The 22,279-nt window shown below is 43.5% G+C and carries 18 protein-coding genes; 8 read left to right on the top strand and 10 right to left on the bottom strand.

Features of this window, described 5'->3' with window-relative positions:
- The first annotated feature begins 124 nt into the window (after positions 1-124).
- The 3 genes from AB4138_RS22395 (at position 125) to mrdA (ending at position 6,083) form a co-directional block, all read left to right on the top strand.
- Positions 125-2,032, top strand: coding sequence for a GGDEF and EAL domain-containing protein (locus AB4138_RS22395; RefSeq protein WP_102333628.1), 1,908 nt, complete (start codon positions 125-127; stop codon positions 2,030-2,032).
- A 120-nt stretch (positions 2,033-2,152) separates the two neighbouring features.
- Entirely contained in the window at positions 2,153-3,808 is a 1,656-nt protein-coding gene (locus AB4138_RS22390; RefSeq protein ID WP_017060076.1) for an ABC-ATPase domain-containing protein, read from the top strand.
- A gap of 376 nt (positions 3,809-4,184) precedes the next feature.
- Complete coding sequence (mrdA, locus tag AB4138_RS22385) at positions 4,185-6,083, top strand: penicillin-binding protein 2 (protein ID WP_102478747.1); 1,899 nt, start codon at positions 4,185-4,187, stop codon at positions 6,081-6,083.
- A 125-nt stretch (positions 6,084-6,208) separates the two neighbouring features.
- On the opposite strand, the gene AB4138_RS22380 is transcribed toward mrdA, so the two are convergent.
- Together AB4138_RS22380 and AB4138_RS22375 are read right to left on the bottom strand one after the other, a co-directional pair.
- Entirely contained in the window at positions 6,209-6,829 is a 621-nt protein-coding gene (locus tag AB4138_RS22380) for a DNA-J related domain-containing protein (protein ID WP_029235437.1), read from the bottom strand.
- Positions 6,830-7,138: 309 nt separating this feature from the next.
- Entirely contained in the window at positions 7,139-7,978 is an 840-nt protein-coding gene (locus tag AB4138_RS22375) for an isopenicillin N synthase family oxygenase (protein WP_017060073.1), read from the bottom strand.
- Positions 7,979-8,179: 201 nt separating this feature from the next.
- Here AB4138_RS22375 and AB4138_RS22370 point away from each other — a divergent pair, with 201 nt between their 5' ends.
- A complete protein-coding gene (locus AB4138_RS22370; protein ID WP_017067299.1) occupies positions 8,180-8,788 on the top strand; it encodes a DUF2238 domain-containing protein in 609 nt (202 codons plus the stop codon).
- A gap of 124 nt (positions 8,789-8,912) precedes the next feature.
- Here the strand turns inward: AB4138_RS22370 and AB4138_RS22365 are convergent, their stop codons facing one another.
- The 5 genes from AB4138_RS22365 to AB4138_RS22345 all read right to left on the bottom strand — a co-directional run bounded on the left by AB4138_RS22365 (position 8,913) and on the right by AB4138_RS22345 (position 12,739).
- Positions 8,913-9,164 (bottom strand): hypothetical protein, encoded by a 252-nt coding sequence (locus AB4138_RS22365; protein WP_017060071.1) that lies wholly within the window; start codon positions 9,162-9,164, stop codon positions 8,913-8,915.
- 21 nt (positions 9,165-9,185) lie between these two features.
- Complete coding sequence (locus AB4138_RS22360; protein ID WP_372307759.1) at positions 9,186-10,091, bottom strand: DMT family transporter; 906 nt, start codon at positions 10,089-10,091, stop codon at positions 9,186-9,188.
- A gap of 48 nt (positions 10,092-10,139) precedes the next feature.
- Positions 10,140-11,831: an SgrR family transcriptional regulator gene (locus AB4138_RS22355; protein ID WP_372307756.1), complete on the bottom strand. Its 1,692-nt coding sequence runs from the start codon at positions 11,829-11,831 to the stop codon at positions 10,140-10,142.
- Positions 11,832-11,984: 153 nt separating this feature from the next.
- Positions 11,985-12,218, bottom strand: coding sequence for a DUF3389 domain-containing protein (locus AB4138_RS22350; RefSeq protein ID WP_048660191.1), 234 nt, complete (start codon positions 12,216-12,218; stop codon positions 11,985-11,987).
- Positions 12,219-12,313: 95 nt separating this feature from the next.
- Entirely contained in the window at positions 12,314-12,739 is a 426-nt protein-coding gene (locus tag AB4138_RS22345) for a hotdog fold thioesterase (RefSeq protein ID WP_017060067.1), read from the bottom strand.
- Positions 12,740-12,878: 139 nt separating this feature from the next.
- Here AB4138_RS22345 and AB4138_RS22340 point away from each other — a divergent pair, with 139 nt between their 5' ends.
- Positions 12,879-13,667, top strand: a complete 789-nt coding sequence (locus AB4138_RS22340) for a M48 family metallopeptidase (protein WP_017060066.1) — start codon at positions 12,879-12,881, stop codon at positions 13,665-13,667.
- A 137-nt stretch (positions 13,668-13,804) separates the two neighbouring features.
- Here the strand turns inward: AB4138_RS22340 and AB4138_RS22335 are convergent, their stop codons facing one another.
- Positions 13,805-14,887 carry a site-2 protease family protein gene (locus AB4138_RS22335; protein WP_017060065.1) on the bottom strand — a complete coding sequence of 361 codons (1,083 nt, stop codon included), beginning with the start codon at positions 14,885-14,887 and terminating at the stop codon, positions 13,805-13,807.
- Between the two features lie 357 nt (positions 14,888-15,244).
- Between AB4138_RS22335 and AB4138_RS22330 the strand changes: the two genes are divergently transcribed.
- From AB4138_RS22330 to AB4138_RS22320, 3 genes are all read left to right on the top strand, one after another.
- The gene (locus AB4138_RS22330) at positions 15,245-16,504 is read left to right on the top strand and encodes an outer membrane protein transport protein (RefSeq protein WP_048608352.1); all 1,260 of its coding nucleotides are present in this window, start codon (positions 15,245-15,247) and stop codon (positions 16,502-16,504) included.
- 13 nt (positions 16,505-16,517) lie between these two features.
- Positions 16,518-18,953 (top strand): VolA/Pla-1 family phospholipase, encoded by a 2,436-nt coding sequence (locus tag AB4138_RS22325; protein ID WP_372307752.1) that lies wholly within the window; start codon positions 16,518-16,520, stop codon positions 18,951-18,953.
- Between the two features lie 221 nt (positions 18,954-19,174).
- Entirely contained in the window at positions 19,175-19,732 is a 558-nt protein-coding gene (locus tag AB4138_RS22320) for a PhnA domain-containing protein (protein ID WP_004730927.1), read from the top strand.
- Positions 19,733-19,815: 83 nt separating this feature from the next.
- Here the strand turns inward: AB4138_RS22320 and AB4138_RS22315 are convergent, their stop codons facing one another.
- Both AB4138_RS22315 and AB4138_RS22310 read right to left on the bottom strand, forming a co-directional pair.
- Entirely contained in the window at positions 19,816-20,967 is a 1,152-nt protein-coding gene (locus AB4138_RS22315) for a BamA/TamA family outer membrane protein (RefSeq protein WP_017069662.1), read from the bottom strand.
- Positions 20,968-21,228: 261 nt separating this feature from the next.
- A complete protein-coding gene (locus AB4138_RS22310; RefSeq protein ID WP_017060060.1) occupies positions 21,229-22,134 on the bottom strand; it encodes a LysR family transcriptional regulator in 906 nt (301 codons plus the stop codon).
- Positions 22,135-22,279: the final 145 nt, after the last annotated feature.

Here is a 22,279-nt window from a genome sequence, read left to right as displayed (position 1 = left end):
TTGCGGAGGTTTTTTCGTGCAACATTTCTTATACTTATTAAACGTAAGGTTCATAGTTTTCTTTGGTTCATCATAATTAACACAGGATGTGTTGATGCATTTAGCATAATTGACTCGGAGTCATATGAAGAAGATAAAAACAGTAGACTTAGATATCCCAGACGATATGGTGTCTGGTTGGCAAAATATTGTCGACCTCTTGGCTCAAATCACTCAAGTGCCCGCCGCACTGATCATGCGTGTTCACGCCAATTATATTGAAGTATTCTCGACCAGCCGAAATGAAAATAACCCTTACAACAAAGGTGATTCTGAAACCCTAGGCAATGGGCTTTACTGTGAGACGGTGATGGATTCCCAGCAGCAACTTGTGGTACCCAATGCGCTTGCCGATGTTGATTGGGAAAACAACCCCGACACGAAGCTTGGCTTAATCTCTTATTGTGGCATTCCGCTGCTTTGGCCGAATGGTGAATTATTTGGCACTATCTGCATTTTAGACTCGAAAGAAAACCACTACACCCCCACCTATATCAAGCTTTTACAGAGCTTTCGCACCTCGATTGAATCTCAGCTTAAAACCCTATTCCAACACGCCAAGCTTACCCAAATGAATCGCGACCTAAAAAACCGCGTTTACAATCGCACTAAAGATCTCGCGAGCCTTAATTACTCGTTGAATCAAGAAATTGATAAACGAAAAGCGGCTGAACAGAAGATTAACTTCCAAAAGAATCACGACCTCGGCACCGGCTTTTTAAACCGAAACGCATTTGAATCTCGCTTAAACCACAAGCTACTGTCACAGAGAAGGCTGACAGACAGCTCATTTGCAGTCGTTCATATTGGTTTTACCAACGGTAGACGCATACAAGCACGCTACGGCTATAACGCGTTAGACCAAGTGCTTGTTGAATACCGAAAACGCATCGACTGTATTTCTGATATCGATGTATTAACTGCACGCCCTACTTCGGTTGACCTCGTATTGGCGTTTAGCGTTAAAGATTTACACCATCGCCTTGAAGAACTTTGCCAGACGCTCGTTAAAGTTGGTCATTCAGAATTCGACATCGAAAGTGACAAAGTGCATTTGCACGCGTTTATTGGGATTGCAATTACGAACGACGAAGATGACGCGGAAAGCATTCTGCAGAAATCTTCTGAAGCGATGTTAGCCTGCAAAGATTCAGGACAAAAGTTCGCTTACTACTCTCAATCCCATACCGAAGAACAAACTCACATTAATAAGATCGAAGGCTATTTGCTTCAAGCCGTTCGTAATGATGACCTTATGCTCTACTTTCAACCCAAAGTTAGCCCGTTGACGCATCGCTGGGTCGGTGCTGAAGCTTTGCTTCGTTGGCGACATCCTGTTTTGGGTGATATCTCTAACGAAACCCTGATCCACATGGCTGAACAAAACGGTTTGATTTTCGAAGTGGGCAGCTTTGTTTTACGCAATGCGATTGAAAAAGCCAAAGAGTGGTCCGAATACGTTGAAGATTTCAAGATGGCTGTGAATGTGTCTGCAATTCAACTCAAGAACGTACACTTTGCGGAACAAGTGGTTCACCTACTCGAAACCTATCATTTAGAGCCTCGTTTCTTAGAACTTGAAGTTACGGAGAGTGGACTGATAGCAGATGAAGTGGTTGCCAAGAATACCTTGGGATCTTTGCACGATATTGGCGTTACATTGTCACTAGATGACTTCGGTACGGGCTACGCCTCCTTCAGTTATCTGAAGAAGTTCCCATTCGACACCATTAAGATTGATAAGAGCTTTATCGACCAAATGCTCAACTCACACGAAGACTCGGAAATTGTTCGTTCTATTGTCCAAATTGCCAAAAAGCTCGACTTAAAAGTGACGATTGAAGGCATAGAAACGGAGGTTCAGGAGCAATTTATTATTAACGAAGGCTGCGATGTGGGCCAAGGGTACCTTTACGGAAGACCAATGCCGAGCCAAGAATTCGAACACAGCTTAATCAATCAAAACTATTTGGGGACAACTCGTTACGCTTAAAGCGAAAAAGAGCAGTTAGTTTTGGATTTAGGCCTACTTTCTCTTTACTCTAAAGGTGGTGATTTTTATAATCGCCGCCTTTCTGTTTTTATCTTTCCCCTTATATAGGCATTCCTCGTTATGGATCAGTTGACTGCAAAGCTTAAAAAGCTCGAAAAACAAAACTACCGTGCATATCAACAAATTAAAGGTCAATACGACTTTGCTGATTTTGAATTACACATCGACCACATCCAAGGTGACCCATACGCGTCAGCTTCTCGTTTTCGTGCAACGCGCGCGTGGTCTTTGACCGGGTTAGATTGGCTGAAAGAAAAATCTTACGAATACCAAGTAGCCGCTCGTGACTTTATCGCACGTAGCTTCTCTGAGTTCGCGAAACAAGAGTCGACCGTTTCTATCGCGCTGACGGGTCAAACCGTATTAGACAACACAGCTGTTGTATTCACAGACCACGGCATCGAAATTCGTTTCCGTATTAATTTACCAGCTGATGGTCGTAGCATTCTTGCTAAGAAAGCGAACAACATCATCACTTTCTACTTACCGAAGTTTATTCGTCGCGCGACGCTTGAGCGTGAGTTAAACATCGATGCAATGATCAAACATTGTGAAACGATTGAAGACCAAGAAGCGCTGCGTGCTCAATTGGATGAAAACAACCTAGCCGCTTTCGTTGCAAACGGCAGTGTGTTACCTCGTATCGCGGGTAACTGCGACCTTCCAATGAAAGACGCGGTACCTTTCGCGGCTCCAGAATCATTGAGTGTTACGTTAAATACTCCAAACCAAGGTGACGTGACCGGCCTAGGCATTCCAAAAGGCATTACGCTGATCGTTGGTGGTGGTTTCCATGGTAAATCGACACTGTTGAACGCCGTTGAACGTTCTATCTACAACCATATTCCTGGTGACGGTCGCGAAGGCATTGTAACTGCGATTGATACGATGAAGATCCGCGCTGAAGATGGTCGATGTGTGCACAGCTTGAACCTGTCAAACTACATCAACCATTTACCAATGCAGAAAGACACATCTGACTTCAGCACACAAGATGCGTCAGGTTCTACGTCTCAAGCGGCTTGGTTACAAGAATCGATTGAAGCCGGCGTTCAAACTCTACTTATCGATGAAGATACGTCAGCGACTAACTTCATGATTCGTGACGAGCGTATGCAAGCGCTAGTGTCAAAAGGCGATGAGCCAATCACACCACTTGTCGACCGCATTGGTCAGCTTCGTGAAGAGATGGATATCTCTACCATTGTTGTAATGGGTGGCTCTGGTGATTACCTAGATGTCGCGAACACTGTGATTCAAATGCACGACTACCAAGCGGTAGATGTGACTGAAAAAGCAAAAGACGTGATTGCTCAGCACCCTACTCAGCGTACTAACGAATGTGAAACTGCTTTAGAAACGTTTGTACCGCGTTCATTGAACCGTGCTTCACTGATGAACATTCTGACTGACGGTAAATTCCGTGTTAATGCTAAAGGCAAAGAGTCACTGCGTTTTGGTAAAGAGTTTGCAGACCTTTCTGCGCTTGAGCAATTAGAATCACCGTCTGAAGTGAATGCGATCGGTTGGGCTTGGTTCCAATTCGCACAAACTCCAGGTTGGTCAAACAACCCTGCTAAAGAGTTTAACGCTATTTTAGAAAACGAATGGCACGCTAACATGCCTAACTACGGTGACCTAGCGAAACCAAGAACGTTAGATGTGATGGCTGCTCTGAACCGTATGCGTAAATCTCAGTTCAAGCCTTCGAACTGATTTCGTTAAATATCGGATTTATTGTGCTTCTAGGTTTTTGAAGTTTTAATCTTCTAATTTACTAAAGCTTCTAAGCCACTAAATAAGCAAATTAACCTTCTACGGCTCTCATTCTGAGGGCCGTAAATTTATCTAACCTCTTTTGACCTAACCTCTAGTGTCGTCAAAACTCTTGAACTTTATAAATTCATAAAACCAATCTTTACATCAATTACTTATCATCTTTTGTAATGAGAAAATTAAAGGCACTGTTTACCGCCATCTAATGCTGTCGATCCCTCAAAACATGACACAGCTTTTACAAAACCCTAGTGATATTCAGATAAAGTCCCGACTCGACAAGTGTAACCAAATGTAACAGACCCTTGAGGCTTCAATGAATCATAAACGCGTTAAGATGCGTGACCATAAAATCGAAGTGAACCTATTCAAAAACCGCGTAATCGTCGCGTTTTGTGGGATCTTGATGTTCACTCTTGTCTTAGTCGGCAATCTATACCGACTTCAAGTTGAAAATTTTAAAAGCTATCAAACTCGTGCCGATGGCAACAGAATCAAAGTATTACCTATCGCCCCTACTCGTGGACTTATTTACGACCGTAACGGCGTGTTGCTTGCAGAGAACAAGCTTGTCTTTGATCTAACCATGATTCCTGAGCAAACCGATGATGTCGATGCAATGCTCACCAAGCTAGACAAATATGTCCCCCGTGATGCAGAGCAGATCGCTCGTTTCAAAAAACGCTATCACAACACCCGCCGTTTTAAATCTGTGACTATTCTAGAGAACTTAACGGAGGAAGAGATCGCCAAGTTCTCCGTGCACCAGTACCAGTTCCCCGGCTTATCTATAGATACCAGCTTAAAGCGTTTTTACCCGAATGGTGAGGTGCTTACCCATGTTCTTGGTTACGTGGCGCACATCAATGATAGCGATCTCAGAAAGCTTGAAGAACAAGGGATAGAAGCGAATTATCAAGCTACAACAATCATAGGAAAACTGGGTGTTGAACGTTATTACGAAGATATTCTGCACGGCACCAAAGGTTATCAAGAAGTCGAAGTAAACAGCCGTGGGCGAATAGTCCGAACCATTGAGTACGTGCCGCCAGTAGCTGGTAAAGATATCGTGTTAAATATTGACCTTGAGCTGCAAAAATACGTCTTTGAGCAACTTGATCACCGAACTGGAAGCGCGGTTATTCTCGATCCGAAAGACAACAGCGTGTTGGCGATGGCATCAAGCCCGAGTTACGACCCTAACCTATTTGTCGACGGCATTTCGAGTAAGAACTACCAACGTTTATTGAATGATCCGGCTCACCCGTTGGTTAACCGCACCACTCTAGGCGTTTATCCTCCTGCCTCAACCGTTAAACCATTTATGGCTGTGGCAGGACTGCAAGAACATGTCATCTCTGAAGATACCATCCGTAACGACCATGGCGTTTGGAGAATTCCTGGCTCTAAACGAAACTCTAAATCGTGGCGTGACTGGAAACGTTGGGGTCACGGACCTGTCGATGTCACTCAAGCCATTGAAGAGTCGGTAGATTCATTCTTCTATCAAACCGCTTTCGATTTGGGTATTGACCGAATTTCAAGTTGGATGAACCGATTTGGATTTGGTGAACCGACAGGCATTGATATCTATGAAGAAAGTACCGCCAACATGCCGACTCGAGAATGGAAGATGATGCGTTATCGCACCCCTTGGTATCAGGGTGACACAGTTCCGATTGGTATTGGCCAAGGTTATTGGACATCGACACCTATGCAACTTGCTAAAGCAACATCAGTATTAGTTAATCATGGTAAGGTGATGCCCCCTCATATCTTGAGAGCAACCTTAGATCACGGCGAAGATTTCAGTACACAACAACTTGTCGAACCGGAGCCAATGCCCTCAATCACCGAAGTGCCGGATAGAATTTGGGATGTACCAATCAACGCGATGCGACTCGTGAACCACGGAAGTAGAGGCAGCGGCAGACGTGCATTTAAGGGAACTGACTATACGAGCGGCGGAAAATCAGGAACTGCACAAGTCTTTGATCTTGCGAAAGATCAGGTCTACAACTCGAAGAAACTCGCTAGGCATTTACTTGACCATGCGCTTTACACGGCTTTCGCACCGTATGAACACCCTGAATATGTCGCAACTGTGGTTATTGAACACGGTAACGGTGGCTCAAAAGTTGGTGCGCCTTATATCCGTAAAGTACTCGACTATGCCTTTGAACATAAAAGTGGTGAGAGCAAAGATCACTCCTAACACCAATAACTTAAGTCGCTACAGCACATAACGTAATAACGACAAAGCCCCACTTGTATCACTCACAATGTGGGGCTTTCTGTTTTAGGGTTCTAAGCAATTAGACAGCTAAAAATGCCTGTCGATTATGAGCTTCTTAATACATGCCATGCTTCACAGAGCGTCTGAAATTTTGCGGTGTTGCCTTCGTCTCTGTCCGGATGCCATCTCAATGCCAGTTGTCGCCAACGTTTTCTAATTTCATGGTGTGTCGCGTCTAAAGGTAACTCAAACAGGTTCAATGCTCGACTTCGATCCATATCGAGTTCATCACCACCCACATACTTTCTATACCGAGTCCAAAATTCGTTCAACAGCCTTTTGACTTCACCTTCATCCGCTTCATAGTTAACCCAATTAATGTAGTATTCTCGAAGTGGGTCTTGATGATCGATGCTGTGACTGCTTCCGTGATAACGACCATTCATCAATTCGATGTCCATCGCTTGGACTTGGAGCCAACCATCTGGGTGTAAGGTTTCTTGAAGCTGATAAAGCGCATTCATGATAAGGAAGTTCTTTTTAAACAACTCTTTCTCAGGCACAGCATCCAACACTGGCACAAACCCAAGATCGTTCAGATGAGCTGCCAATGTGTGTACTTTCCATCCGCTTGGCTTTTGCTTAAGCACTTCCATTATCGGCCAAAGCAATGGGTTTTCCATATGGCAATGAAAGTTTGCTCTCACATCTTGATAATTCGACATAGTTGACTCAGTTAGCTTCTCTGAATTAATGGATTTCTAGAACTGTGGATACTATAAGTAACCTGTTTCGCATCCGTTGCGTATCTTCTTTAATTGAAAGCGATTTTCTAAGATTTGTCGAGCTTAAGGACAAACAACTTTCTAACGTTTGGCTTAAAGGCACCTTTTATCGTCAAAACTGAGTACCATTTCGTTGAATGCAACCGTTAGTAATAAAGCCGCAATTCTTTGGTACGGATACAAAAAAGGTCAGCGACTTAGCTGACCTTTCACATCTATCCCAATTTTAGGGACGAAGCATTGAACTGACTAGATAACGCCAAGCTCTCTTAGACGTTCCATTAGGTATTCGTTTGCTGTGTACTTTTCAGATAGCACTACTTCTGGTTTCGGGTGAAGGAATAGAGGCAAAGAGATACGAGACTTCTCTTGGCGTTCACCTGATGGGTTGATTACACGGTGAGTTGTCGATGGGAAGTAACCACCAGATGCTTCTTGAAGCATGTCACCGATGTTGATGATCATGTTACCGAAGTCACATGGAACATCTAGCCACTCGTCATTTTGAGCTTTAACTTGAAGGCCCGGCTCGCTTGCAGCAGGAAGAACCGTCAGTAAGTTGATGTCTTCGTGTGCCGCAGCGCGGATTGCACCTGGCTCTTCATCACCTTGCATTGGTGGGTAGTGAAGAACACGAAGCAGAGTCTGTTCACTGCCGTTGATCATTTCTGATAACGCAATAGAGAATTTCTCTTGTACTTCTTTAGGAGCATGAGCTTCAACCCAACCTAGCAGCTCTTGAGCAAAAGCATTCGCACGTTGGTAGTAATCTAGAATCTGTTCTTTCAGCTGTTCAGGGATTTGGCCCCAAGGGTATACGTGAAAGTACTCTTTGATGTCTTTTACAGTGTGGCCTTTAGCAACTTCAGACACTGAAGGTGGAAAATATCCATCTTGTGTTTCAACATTAAAGTGGAAGTTCTCTTTCTCTTCAGAGATGAAGAATTGGTACCAGTTTTCGTAAATTGACTCAACAAGCTCTTTCGGGATTGGGTGGTTCTTAAGAACACCAAAACCAGTTTCACGTAGAGAGCGAACAAATTGTTCTGCTGCGTCGTCAGCAAGGTAATCGACAGTTTCCAGTTTCATGACTTTCTTTCTTGTTATGTAGTAATAGAGCGATTTTAAGGATCGCTTTGTTGTAAATCAAACTTTTGTGAAACTCTAGCAACCGTTTGTCTAGATACTGGGCGATAACACCACTTTTCAACAAATCTGGTGATTAAGACCCAATTGAACACTGTTCATTATTGTGTAACACTATTAAAAACTTCGACGAGAGATCTTGATATGACAATCACGCCACTTGCTCAAAATCGACCATTGCTGTCATTGACGACGCTGTATCTGACTGTGTTTCTATTTTCAGCGTTTGCTCCCTCTTCAAGAGCGGTGTGGATTGCCGAAATTGTCCCAGCGCTCGCGATATTGGTGGGTATTTGGTGGTTATCAACAAAGCTCACCTTCACTAAGACAGCTTACGTTTTAATGTTTATCTGGCTGATTTTGCATACGATAGGCGCAAAATATACCTTCGCGGAAGTGCCATTTGATTGGTTCAATAACATGATAGGTTCAGAACGGAATAACTTTGACCGTGTCGCGCATTTCTCTATTGGCCTTTATGCTTACCCACTCGCTGAGTACTTGATTCGTAAAAAACTGGCTCAACCGGTGCTTGCATGTTTCTTTGCGTTATTTGCGATCATGAGTGTTGCTGCAGGTTATGAAATCATCGAGTGGTGGTACGCGGAGATTGCAGGTGGTGATGAAGGTATCGCATTCCTTGGTTCACAAGGCGATATTTGGGATGCACAGAAAGATATGCTGTGTGATACGACGGGCGCAATTGTTTCGCTATTACTTCTTAAGCTTCAAGGGCGTGTCAGAGCTTACTGAGCTCAATTCTTTACTCTGAGTATCAAAAGCAACGTTGAAATGCCACACACAAACTGTGCTGTGGCATTTTTAGTTTCAACATTATTTTCTCGTTTATAATGATTGGTCGTTTCATCGTGACGGGTTATTTCATCGTTACCTTGCCACCAACAAACTTGTAGGCTGGCGTACCTCGAACCAAAGTGTCTCGCGCAAATTCAATCCCGCATTCAGGGCACACACATGGTTTTGTCGTGAAATCTTCAACGATACGCTCCTTAAAACATTTCACGAGTGCACCTTTGCCACCTTTCCGATACTTAAAAAGCTGCGTTTTGCATTTGGCACAGAAAATCTGAACCGTCTTGGTCGGTTGTTTCTTGTTTGGTTTAGCCATAGAAGTTAATGATTGAACTCTTTATTTCTTAAGTTTAGGGGCGACAAGAACCAAGCTTATCCCAAGAAGTATAACGGTTGATGAGACTATAAATTGCATAGTGACAGGTTCAGATAACAGTAATACACCACCAAGTGTTGCGATAACTGGAACAGAAAGCTGTGCAATAGACGCAACCACGGTATTCAGTTTTTTCACTACGTAATACCACAAACTATAACCCACACCGGAAGCCACCGAGCCCGATATAACCGCGTAAATCAAACCTGGTTCAGTGATAGACACTTGCGTTAACGCATTAGGAATCAAAACTAACAAGCTTAATGCCACAAGGATAACTAGCGAACTGAATCCAAAGTTAGCGGTCGTCGATTGCAGTGCGTTTGACGATGTCTTTCCTGCCAATGTGTAAATACCCCAACCAACTCCGGCCAGAGACATCAAGATAATAGAAACTAAGTCGGGTACTTGAGTCGATTCCGTTGGCATTAACAAGTAAACAAGCCCTGCCACAGATAACAAACACCCGCCCCACTCAATGAGTGACATTCTGTTGCCAGAAAGCAAGTGCGCGGCAATCATCGTAAATTGCACTGCGACAAACAACACCAGAGCACCAAGACCTGCGCCGAGCTCTAAGTAAGCAAACGAGAAACCAAACATATACACGAACAGTGACAGTATTGACGTGAATTGAAACTGTGATTTTAGCCTTGTGTATAGCGATGTGTTGTTTGTTAACACACGTCTAGCTTTAGATTGGGAAGACAAAGTTAATAAAATCAGAAGCGTAAGCGCACCAGATAAGATGCGAACGATCGAAAAGCTCAAAGGATCGATCGTTTGATCCATTAAGGCCCAGCGACACAAAACTGAATTCGCAGCAAATGCCACCAGCGTAATAAATGTAACCATCAGAGTTTGCATCGTTTTTCCTAAATGAGTTATTTGGTCCTAATTGAGTTTTCTTGGATTTCAATCAACGTCAGGCTTCACCCAAACTTGGCTAAAGTCGAACCAACCTAATGCATTACATTTCGCGTTTTGCAACGTACCACATTGATCTTTATTGACGCCTAACCAGCAATGGAACATCGGGATCAATTGATTGCTTTGGACTAGTTGTTTACCTAACTGTCTTGCTGGGAATTGCTCGAATTCACCAGAACGCCAACGGTCAATCATGTGACACCATTGGTCGAAGTCTTCTGCCGGGCTAGATTCATCAAGAAAACTGTAGTCCATTAGCCAACCGGCTAAAGCGTCGTCTCTGTTATTAGCGATACCCATAGGGTTAATCCAAATATCGACATCATCAGCGTGTGGAGGATCGGTTTCGTAACCGTAAAGATCAACATCGACGTTGTATTGCTTCAGCATCGTGACAATCGCCTTGGCAAGCGTTGGAAACATTGGATGTTGGCATTGATACGCCAATCTTATCGTTGGTTTGGAATTTGCTGGTGGACAAACGGGCACTTTTAACTTTATGTCATACCAACCGGGTTTTATCCCATAAGCGTGTAACACGCCCAAATCGATAACAGTCTCTTTTGGAATATGAACAAACAGATCCGCCGCATTCAACGCGTTAGATAAAAACTGTGCCCATGCGGGATCTTGTGCAATACCCTTCTTTCTATTGAGCAGTAAATACGTGCAACCAGGATCGAGTTCTACTTCATCGCTATCGCCACGGTCGGCCATAACAGGCTTAGATAGGCTTGGGTAAACCATTGAAGAATAAGCCTCATCCACCACCCAAACTTCAACGCGATCAATTAACGGTCTGAAACCAAAGTACCCATTGAAAGCGGTTAACACGAGTTGTTTCTCGTCGTTCTTTTCAATGCGATAAGGTCCCGTTCCAATCGGTCGAATATCGTAGTCTTCACCACGTAAAGTGATCGGTAATGTGACTTTAGCGACCGATTCCGTTAGTGCGAGGGGAAAATACTTGTCTGGACGTGTGAGAAAAACATCTACTACACAATTTGCAGGTGAAGAGACATCTTTGATATGCGAAAACATGTTGAGAGGTTCGAGGGCAAGAAGTGTATCCACAACATGGTTGGTTAACAGAGGTTCTCCGTTATGAAAACGAACACCTGGCCTCAAGAAGAACCGCCATTGATAATCACTAATCTGCTGCCACGAGTGCGCAAGATCAGGCTGGAGCTGATCGTTTTCATCCAAACGCGTTAGACCACTGAAGACTTGGCAGGCGATGTGTTGCTCTGAACGACGCATAGACTTTGTCGGATTAAGCATGGATAGCGGACGGTAATAAGGCAAACGAATAACTTGTTCGCCTTCTTGATACTGTACACCCAAGTAGTTTTGAATAACTTGGGTGAGTTTGGCAGCATTGTGATCAAGCACTGACAGCGCCTGTCCAATTTTGCCTTCTTGTAAATAGCGTCTTGCTAGGTTCTCGCTGACATCACAACGATTCTGTTTAAAGATAAGTTGAGATAACTTCCCTCGACCAGCTGCAGGTAACCATTCTACCCACCCTTCTTCTTCAAGCTTGTTGAGTACCATTCGGGCATTACGACGGGTACAACAAAGCACATCCGTGATGTCGTCGAGTTGAACATCAGAATCTTTACCATCGAAGTATTCAAACAGGGTTTCAAATTGAACGCGAAGTCTTGGGCTGCTCATAAAGAGGAAAACTTATTCAAAGGACATTGAATTCAGTTTCCCTATTTTATGGCGTAAAATCAATATTACTGACACAATTTTATTGTGAATTATGAGTACGACACCCTAAGATGTTATTCAGTCTTAAGGGTTAAGTGCTTTTACCGTAAAGGATTATATTACATCGCAGCCAATTTCATTAGCGATTTCACGGAGCTGCTGTTCATCGTCTAATTTTATCGACCATTTACACTCAGAACCGTTAGCTGAAATGACATTTGCCCCTTTTCCGATCAATTGAATTGCATCAACTTGGGCTTGCAGCGTGACTCTATGCTCACCATCTAAACGAACAACCAATTCATGTGCGGTTGCGATGACTTTTCCACTTTTAAACGTTATGACCATGGGCTTCTCGGGTTACTTCTTTAAATACTGATTGCTTGTTCTAAGTACTGATTACTTCTTCTAAAGACAAAACCAGCGTACGACTGCCTAGTCTGTTATCGCTTATGTTTCTTAACGGCAATGGTTAAACGGCTGGTACAAACTAAGCGTTGACGATCATCAGTGATATTGATCTGCCATACTTGAGTAGAGACGCCCAAGTGAATAGGCTCAGCAGTACCAATGACATGCCCTTCACGCATTGACCTTACGTGGTTCGCATTGATATCGAGCCCAACGCAATAATAGCCTTCTGGTACGCAGAAGTTTGCAGCCAATGAGCCAAGCGTTTCTGCTAGCACAACCGATGCGCCGCCATGAAGCATACCCAGTGGTTGGTGCGTAAAGTGACAAACCGGCATGGTTGCTACCAAAGAATTGTCATTTACTTCGGTGTAAACAATGTTGAGGTGTTCAATTAAGGTATTTTTTGAGGTCGCGTTGAAGGTATCTAGGTCAACGGGCTTTTTCCAAATACTCATATAGGTTCCTTAATTATTGATCTTGTTATCGCGTGCATAGCTTTTTTCTATATTACCGCTGTTAGTTATCTTACAGCCCTTAGCTATTACGCAAGTTGATGTTAACATGCATAAAAACCGAATACACAGAGGATATTGTATGACGTCATGGATGAAGTTTGCCTCGCTTCTCACACTTGCAGGCCTAACCGCGTGTAGCGCTTCTCCGACAGGCAGAAACCAATTGCTGCTTTTTTCAGATAAAGACATGTCTCAGCTTGGAGCACAGTCTTTTGAACAAATGAAAAAAGAACAACCCATCAGCAAAGATGCCAAAACTAACGCTTATGTACAGTGCGTAGCGAACAGCATCACTCAATATATTCCTAAACAAGGTTTTAGTGAATGGGAAGTTGTTGTGTTTGATAGTGATCAAGTGAACGCATTCGCCCTACCTGGCGGAAAAATCGGTGTATACACAGGGTTACTCAAGGTTGCAGTCAATCAAGACCAACTCGCGACGGTTATCGGTCACGAAGTGGCACACGTTTTAGCGGACCACAGTAATGAGCGCCTTTCTCAGTCTCAAATCGCTAATACGGGCTTATCTATTACTAACGTTGCGTTAGGTGCATCAGAATACAAACAGTATCAAGGTATGACGATGGCCGCGTTAGGGTTAGGCGTTCAATATGGCGTTATTCTACCGTATGGGCGAACTCAAGAGTCTGAAGCCGATGTTGTTGGTTTAGAGTATATGGCTCAAGCAGGTTTCGATCCAAACCAAAGTGTCAACTTGTGGCAAAACATGGCGAAAGCATCAGGGGGTAATCAACCGCCAGAGTTGCTTTCTACGCACCCTTCCCACAGTACGCGTATTAAAGATCTACAAGCAACGATAAAAACGCTTCCTCAATCAGGTTCACCAAGACCAAATTGCAAAGCGTAATCTAAGTAAGAATCGCCTAGCTGGTGTAAATACAAAAATGCCCTATCCATATTGGTTAGGGCATTTTCAGTTTCTTGCTTGCTAACAGTTCAAGTGCACTAAGCAGCTGGATAATTCCAACAACAGAAACTCACTCGTTAAGTACCAAGAATTTGTAATGGTAGGCTTAATAGCTGATCACCAGTAGATGCAAAATACCAGATAACACCAATCAAACTGCTCACTAAACCTACATACCAAACGAACGACACGACTTGCCCGTATTTGTCTAACGGTAACAAGTGACTGTGATGACGTCCTTTCCATTCAAACAGTATTTCAACACTGCCCATGATCAATAAGAAACCAAACAGGGTTAAATTCAACTGATAACTCAATACCACACCAGCAACGGCAGCCGCGACACAAAGTACAATGCCAAGCACACTGTTCATCGAGAAACTGATACTTTTAAGAACATGTCCGCCATCGAGAGGCAAAATCGGCAATAGATTGAACAGGTTTAATAGAGCATTAAATACTGCAAGGCCGGCAAAGAACATTTCGCCAGTCGCCCAATACAGCACCATAAATACTAACGACAATATCAGGCCGAACAATGGCCCCATGATTGAGATAACCACATCTTGCCAACGCGTATTAATCTTTTCATCGGATAACGCCAAGCCACCAAGAAATGGTATCAAATAGATCCCTTTGGTTTTCATGCCGAAGTATTTCATCGCTCTAATATGACCGTACTCATGGAACATTAAACAGGCGATTAAGGCCAAAGCGAACTGAATTGAAAACAACCATGAATAGGCCGCTAAACTCGCAGAAGCAAGTACGACCTTGATTAGCTTGGCGCTTTTAAGCGCTTTCATACCAAGCGACACCAACCCAATTAAGCTAAAACGCTTCTCTGGTTTAGGAGCGACAACAGGAGTTTGTTGTTCAATATCTTTGGTGTTTCGATTGCCTTCGGTAATGGTTTGCCCATTCACCGACGCTTTATACGTCATCTCAAACGGTTGCCACTGAACGGTCGATTCAACGTGACACTGCAACGTTTCTTCGCCAGCGCGTAGTGTAAATTCGTGTTTTCGGGCGTCTTCTTGGTCTGTGGTCGCATCTAATTGAGATACCAAAGTGTTATCCCAATACAACTGTTGCCACCCTGCCATTGATCCTTCTAAACGAAGCGGTTTACCAAGAAACTCTATCGCGAGTAATTCCAAACTTAAAATTCCAATTTAATGACTTCTAACGAGTGTCGATATTATGCCGATTTAGCGAATGGTGGTAAACAGAAACAAAGTTGTTACATATTGAGCTATTGAACACTATTTATACCGCAACGATGCATAAACACTCTGGTCACACCTCCAACCACGAATAAATTATTGATTATACTTATATTATCGATGTTAAAGTGCCGCCCCTTTAAAACATAACCTCACAAAATAACAACTCTTTCTTTGACTTTATATTAAACATGAATTTAACATGCCATTTACATTAGAGCTTAAACACCAACAACGCTCAGTGTGTTTTCAACAATAAGAATGAGATTTGATGCCCTAGGAGGGTCAAGGATGAAAACAATACAACGCTCTCTCGTTTCACTTTCTGTGCTATTTGCATGTAATTCACTTGCGGCTGGTTTCCAAGTTGCTGAGCACTCTGCCTCAGGTCTTGGTCGCGCATTTTCAGGTGAAGGTGCTGTAGCTGATAACGCGAGTGTACTAGCGAGAAACCCCGCCGCAATGACCCTATTTGATACAGCCCAATTTTCAGGCGCGGTTTCTATCGTTGATCCAGAGGTGGATATTACTCAAAACAATGTTCCAGGTTCAGGCGGACAGAGCCAAGTATCTAAAGACGTAGCGCCACTGCAAGTCGTCCCTGCTGCTTACTACATCAGCCCGATCAACGATAAATGGGCTTGGGGTATCGGTATGTTCTCTAACTATGGAGTTGCTACCGATTACCCAGATGATATTTATGCGGGTGATCTTGCTGGTGATACCTCACTTATATCAGTAAACGTAAACCCTAATGTCGCTTATCGTATTAATGATCAATTTAGTGTCGGTGCGGGTGCAAACCTTGTTTACGCAGAAGCTGAACTTAATCGTCACCAAGGCTCTATCTCTAACATTACTGGTGACTCTGCCTCTACAAAACTGATCAGCATGACAGGTGAAACATTTGCATTTGGTTGGAACGTAGGCGCGTTATATGAACTGAATGAAAACAACCGATTCTCTATCGCTTATCGTTCAGAGGTAGACCTCGACTTTGATGATGGTGACTTTACTGATTACACGGGCAGCATCGTGCAAGGTAGTGCTACGACAACAACAGGCCGTCTAAAAATCACGTTGCCTTCAATTATTGAAATTTCAGCTTTCCACCAATTGACCGACCAATGGGCAATTCACTACGGCTGGCAACAAACTGGATGGAGTAGCTTTAAAGAGCTTAAAGCGACGAGTTCAGATTGCGCAAATGGCGAGTGTTTTAAAAAGACCGAAGACTACGACGACAATAACCGTTACTCACTGGGTGCAACTTACCAGTTAAACCAAGAATGGACCTTAAGAGCTGGTTTAGCTTATGACGAGCAAGCTGGTGAAGCGACATTGAGTATTCCAGATAGCGATCGTTTCTGGTACAGCGCAGGTTTGACATATCAGTACAGCCCTAACCTTTCAATCGATGCTGGTTTCGCTCTTGTTCAAAGTAAAGAAGGTGATTTCACTGAAACCAATGAACTTGGTCAAGAACTTGAATTCTCTGGTGATGCTGTAGCTTACTTATCTGCAATTCAAATGAACTACACCTTCAACTAAACGGAATTAAAACATGAAAAAGTTATTTAATATTTCGCTGCTCGCTTCAGCAATGTTTCTTGCTGGTTGTGGTGATGACTCTTCGAGTTCAGGTGCTTCAACAGCGATTCAATATGAGCAATACATTCAAGATTCACTCGCACAAGCGACGAGCATCAAGTTTCAATTAACGGGTGCTGATATTGCTGTTCCTCTTCCTAGTTTCGCGTTGATGGATACTACCGACGGTACACTTGGCTTGCCGACCGGTGGTGATGATTCATTAACAAACCCTATTGCTGCAATGAATACAATGGATGGTTGGTCGACTTCGATGCCAATCATCATGAATTTTGAAGGTACTGGTTTAGCTGATGGTGTCGCAACTGGGGGTGTTTACTTATTAAAGCTTAGTGGCTCACTAACTTCTGAAACTGCACCAAGTGTTGCTGGAGTATTGACCCTAGGTACCGACTTCAACGTTCTATCTAGCGCCTCAACTGACACATTCACAATTGTGTTCAATGAATCCTTAGATGCTTCAAGTGAATACGTATTGGCACTTTCCAATGAACTAACGGATGTTAACGGCGACCCAGTTGGCATGTCGGCAAGTTATGCTGCGCTGAAATCGAGTGCAGTAACTTACACAGAAGGTAGCCTTGCTCAAGCGCAGAAGGTAACTCAGGGTGTAGAGACAATCTTTGCAGGGGCCAATGCAGCCGGCAAGGTTAGCCTTGATAGCAAAGACATCATCTATTCGACGTGGTTTACAACCGAATCGGTTGGCAGCTCTCTTTTCGCAACAAAGGCAGCAACCGCAACAGGATTAGCATCTGCAAACCTTAATGGTGTCTGGAAAGGCAGTGCAAACCCTAATTCTGTCGACCTTACAACAGCTTACGCAATGCAGTTTGTTTCTACTGAAACGTTCAAAACCGCATTAACTAACGATGTTGATTTTGACAAATACATTGGCGGCGGAGATGCAGCAACAATCGCGAAAGCCAAAGGAGCCATCGAACTTATGTACGGTGCCACTGACAATGTTGATGTTAGCCAAGGTTTCGTTCAATTACCTTATTATCTAGAAACAAGTGCTACTGAATGGAATGCACAGCCATTCGAATCGGGTATGCCTAGCCTGGCTAAGGTCTCAAATACTTTAAGTAATAGTGCCGAGCAAGCCAATATGGCAGCCCAGTTAGTTGCTGCAGGCATCGACACAAGCATATTAGCGACGAGTCAAACTGAACAGCTGAAGTTAATCGGTTTAAATTTAACGCTGGTTGACGGCTCACCGCTTGATATTGAAAGAGTGCTCACCAAGTACTCTCCTGTCCCACAAGTTAAATCATTGGAAGCTGTTGAATTCTTGTTGTTTACACCGAATGGTTCTGATCCTGCTAATGTAGTGATCTACCAACACGGTATCACCTCAGCGAAAGAAAACGCTTACGCATTTGCCTACAACTTAGCACGAGCCGGAACAGCTGTTTTAGCGATTGACTTACCGCTCCACGGTACACGTAGTTTGGATGATACTCGTTCGGCAAACGCTGACGTTCTGGCTTATCTAAACTTAGCGAACTTACCCGTCGCTCGCGATAACGTACGCCAAAGTGCGCTTGATGTAATGGGCTTACGCGCGGCTTTAGCCGTATCATCACAAGCAACATTGTTAGGCGCGTCGCCACTTAAAGGTTTTGATTTAACCAAAGGCTCGCAAGTTAAGTTTCTAGGTCACTCACTAGGCGGTATTGTTGGAACGACTGCAGTTGCAGCCTCTAACCGTACGCTCGGTAGTGTCGCAGCTAATTCGCTTTATTCATTCAGTGCAGCAGCTATAGAAAACTCAGGCGGTCAGATATCTAACCTTCTACTGGGTTCTACAGAGTTTGGTCCTCAAGTTAAGCACAGCGTTGCATTGAGCGCTTCAACTGAATACGCAGGTTTCGCAACCGCAAACTGTGGAAGTCTTTCTAATAAGCAGTGCTACCAAACGTTTGAAGCAAACGCGACTGCAGCACAGAAAGCAACCATGACAGCCGCTTTTCAACAGTTCGCTTACGCTGCACAAACTGTGTTAGATACTGTTGACCCATTTACCAATGCTGCTTATCTAGTTGCTTCTGGCTCACCTGTTCTGCCTATTTATATGGGGCAAGTACAAGGTGATGATACAGTACCAAACACTGTGGCAAACGCTCCGTTCGCGGGAACCACACCGTTGGCAACGAAGCTTGGCCTAACAGCCGTTGATTCGAGTAACACGACCCCTGACGGTGCGAAGGACTTTGTTAAGTTCAGTGATGTTGCTGCGCATAGTACATTTGTATTACCGCAAGATACCACTACACCAACACCTTTGGACGCAGGTCATCATGCAAGCATGCAGACACAAGCTGTAGACTTCTTGATCGACAACGCGTTAACTTCAGGATCCATTACTGGTTCCTTCTTAGAATAAGTAATAGTTGCAAGTAAACAAATGCCAGCCTAACCGCTGGCATTTTTGTATCTATCGACATCCCATCGTACCTAGTTAACCGTTTGCATAGAACCTTAAAACACAATTGGTTGATCTCAGCTAAAATTAATCAAGACAGAATACCGTACGACCTCTTTCTTTATTGCAAATAAAGTGGATAATAGCCCCGTAATTTAATACCTAATAAATGTGAGTCCATTATGTCTTCTGAAGCTACGATGCTAGAACGCTGCCAATCTAAATGTGAACTATGTGGTTCTGATTCTTCTCTTACTGCATACGCAGTACCGCCACACAGCCACGTAACAGTGGATCACGGCATCATGGTATGTGACAAATGCCTTGGTGAGATTGACGATCCAAAAGATATCAACCACTGGCGTTGTCTAAGCGACAGCATGTGGAGCCAAGAAGCGCCAGTTCAAGTAATGGCATGGCGTCAACTTACTCGTCTGAATTCTGAAAGCTGGGCTCAAGACGCGTTAGACATGATGTACCTTGAAGAAGAAACATCAGTTTGGGCACAAATTGGCATGTCTGCTGATGACAAGCCTCTTGATGTGAACGGCGTTGAACTTAAAAAAGGTGACGACGTAACAGTAATCAAAGACCTGCCAATCAAAGGTACTAACCAAGTGATTAAGCAAGGTACTGTTATCCGTGGCATCAGCGTTGGTGACGATCCTAAGCTTGTTTCTGGTAAAACAAACGGCGGTCAATCAATGTACGTAATCGCTGAGTTCTGCCGTAAGAAGTAATCTTACTGTAAGAAAGTGATAGAAAACGAAAAGGCGCTAATTAGCGCCTTTTTTCTTGGAAAAATTTAACCTATTCCGTTGTTCTAGAAACCACTGCCTACGTTAAAGTAGATAGCGCGTTCTTCATGGCTTTGCGCATAATCCATCCCAAGGTGCAAACCGTAACGTCTCGCGATTTGGTATCGAAAGCCGACACCTCCGGCATTGACGGTACTGTCGTGGCTTATGCCGTTATCTTGCTTTGCAACCCCTGAACCGTAAAACCCAGACACCTTCCAACGATGAGTGATGCTATACGTCAATTGGCCTTGGATTGTTTCAATCTCATCTCCTTGGTACCGATAAGATGACACCCCGCGTAACGACACGTACGGTTTCGCTGTGGGTGATACAAACAGGTCTTGCTGTTCGAAGCTTTGATAATTTGCAGCCAAGCCTAACGTCCATTTATTGGCAATTGGGATATAGGCTTCGCCATCTATGTTCAAATTTCGGTAATTGTAATCACTGCCAATCGCATCGTCGTACACCATGTAATCTGCAGACAATTTGTAACCTTTGGTTGGATAAAATAAATTATCTCTTGTGTCATATTCAGCCTCCAACCCTAAACCAGAAGTAACCGATTCGTTACCCAAAATTCGGTCTAAAACCATGTTATCAAATTCAATCTCAGACTTAGCTAATAACTGCTTTATTCCCAACATCCAAGGCGTATGCCCAATCCGGAACTGCACCTTTTGTGAAAGTACGGCTACCGAAGTTGACGTGCCTATTCTAAGGTCATGATCTATGGGGCCCCAGTTGATTGATGTGTACAAATCCAAATTCGCAACACCAAAGCCGCCGCCTCCTGTGTAACGAATGGAATCATTCATCCAAGATCGTCTATGGCCACCAAATACAAACCAAGTTTCGTTCTCTGTCCCTACTGCGCCCACTACTGACATTGCTGAGGGTACTAACTGCGCACCACCATCTATGGCAGAAAGAGCAGCTTGCTTTCTTTGTCGCTTTTCCTCATCCGTCTCATGTAAAAACAAACCAGCCACACCGCCGCCGTACCCCACCGCAGGCTCGGTAATCAAAATTGGGATAGGCAAAAAGCCATATGCGTTTTCCGCAAGGTGATGCCCCATATCAAATTGACCATCAACAGGATCATAAAACGATGCGAAAGAAGATGTTGTAAATAAAAAGCAGGAAAGAAGAACAATGCCGCCGCAGCGAGTCATAAAATTTGCCTCATAAAAAAGACCGGGTAACGAAACCCGGCCGAAAGTTTGCTTCCTTGCAATAAACATAGAAATTAAACACTTATTGCCAATAAAGGGGGTCCTCAATCGACGGGCATAGAATAGGCCAAATAATGGTGTTGCCCTACTCCTATATAGAGGATGTCGCCCTACAAAATTAAAGAGCTTTCGAGATGACAGAAACGCAAAAGGCTCATATAAATGAGCCTCTATTAATAAGTTACCTACATTCTTCCTTTGCTAATATTGACTCAATACTCGATCAACATGTTCTTGTATAACAGATAAAACCGATAATTTTACATCCTTCACTTGCTTAGAATGATTGCACCAAAGCGCAAAACCGAATTTGAATCCTTGGTGCATTTCAGACGACTGTATAGGTTCAATGTCGTAATGGGAAAATTCAGAATGAGCAAACGTTTTTGGTAACAGTGCCCACCCTAAACCGGCTTCAACCATTTTAATAACTAACGCCAATTGATCGACTTCTTCGTTATCGGAGCTGATGGTTACTTTTTCTGACATTCCCTCTTCAATAAACGATCTCAAGATAAACTGCGTTGAATTTCTTAACGCTAAAAGTACATCCTCTTGCGCCAAAGATGAGAACTCACCATTTTTTTGAACGAATGGGGAAAACTCAATGTGACCTAGAAAAGTCGCATCAAAGCTGTGTATACCCCGGCTGTCATGCACATTGACTAATCCAAAGTGGTACTCGCCACTTTGAAGGCCCTTCTTAATATCCTTTTTGTTTCGGATTAAAAAGTTCACTCGCATCATCGGGAAATCACGACGCAGTTTCTTTCGAATATCCAAAAGCATTTGATGAGGTATCACACCAGAATAAGCAAAGGTGATGTTTTCCAACCCGCCATAAGAGAGGCTCAATGCTACCTTATCGAAGGTACGAGCTTGTTCAATGGTTTGCTTAGCGTAATGGTAAAGAAGATGCCCGTCTTCTGTCGGCTTTACAGAGCGCCCAACCCTTTCAAATAGGCTTACCGCGAGTTGGTCTTCAAGGTTAGTAATAACCTGCCCGATTGTCGTTCTGTGTTTATTGAGTTTAACGGCGGCTTTGCTGAAAGAGAGTTGGTCATAAACGGTAACGAACGCGAGAAGTTGTTCAATGCTGAAATTCATTTTGTTGTGCTTACTTTTAATCGTTATGTATTTAAATTATCACAGGTTGGCGAAATATCTACTTTGTCAGAATAATATTAGTGAAAATAACTCGTCAATTTGAAACAAAAAAACCTACTTAAGATAGTAGGTTTTATCGTTGATG

This window comes from Vibrio sp. 10N.286.52.C3, assembly GCF_041468865.1.
GTDB lineage: Bacteria > Pseudomonadota > Gammaproteobacteria > Enterobacterales > Vibrionaceae > Vibrio > Vibrio crassostreae_C.
This window is presented reverse-complemented; position numbering and strand designations above follow the sequence as displayed.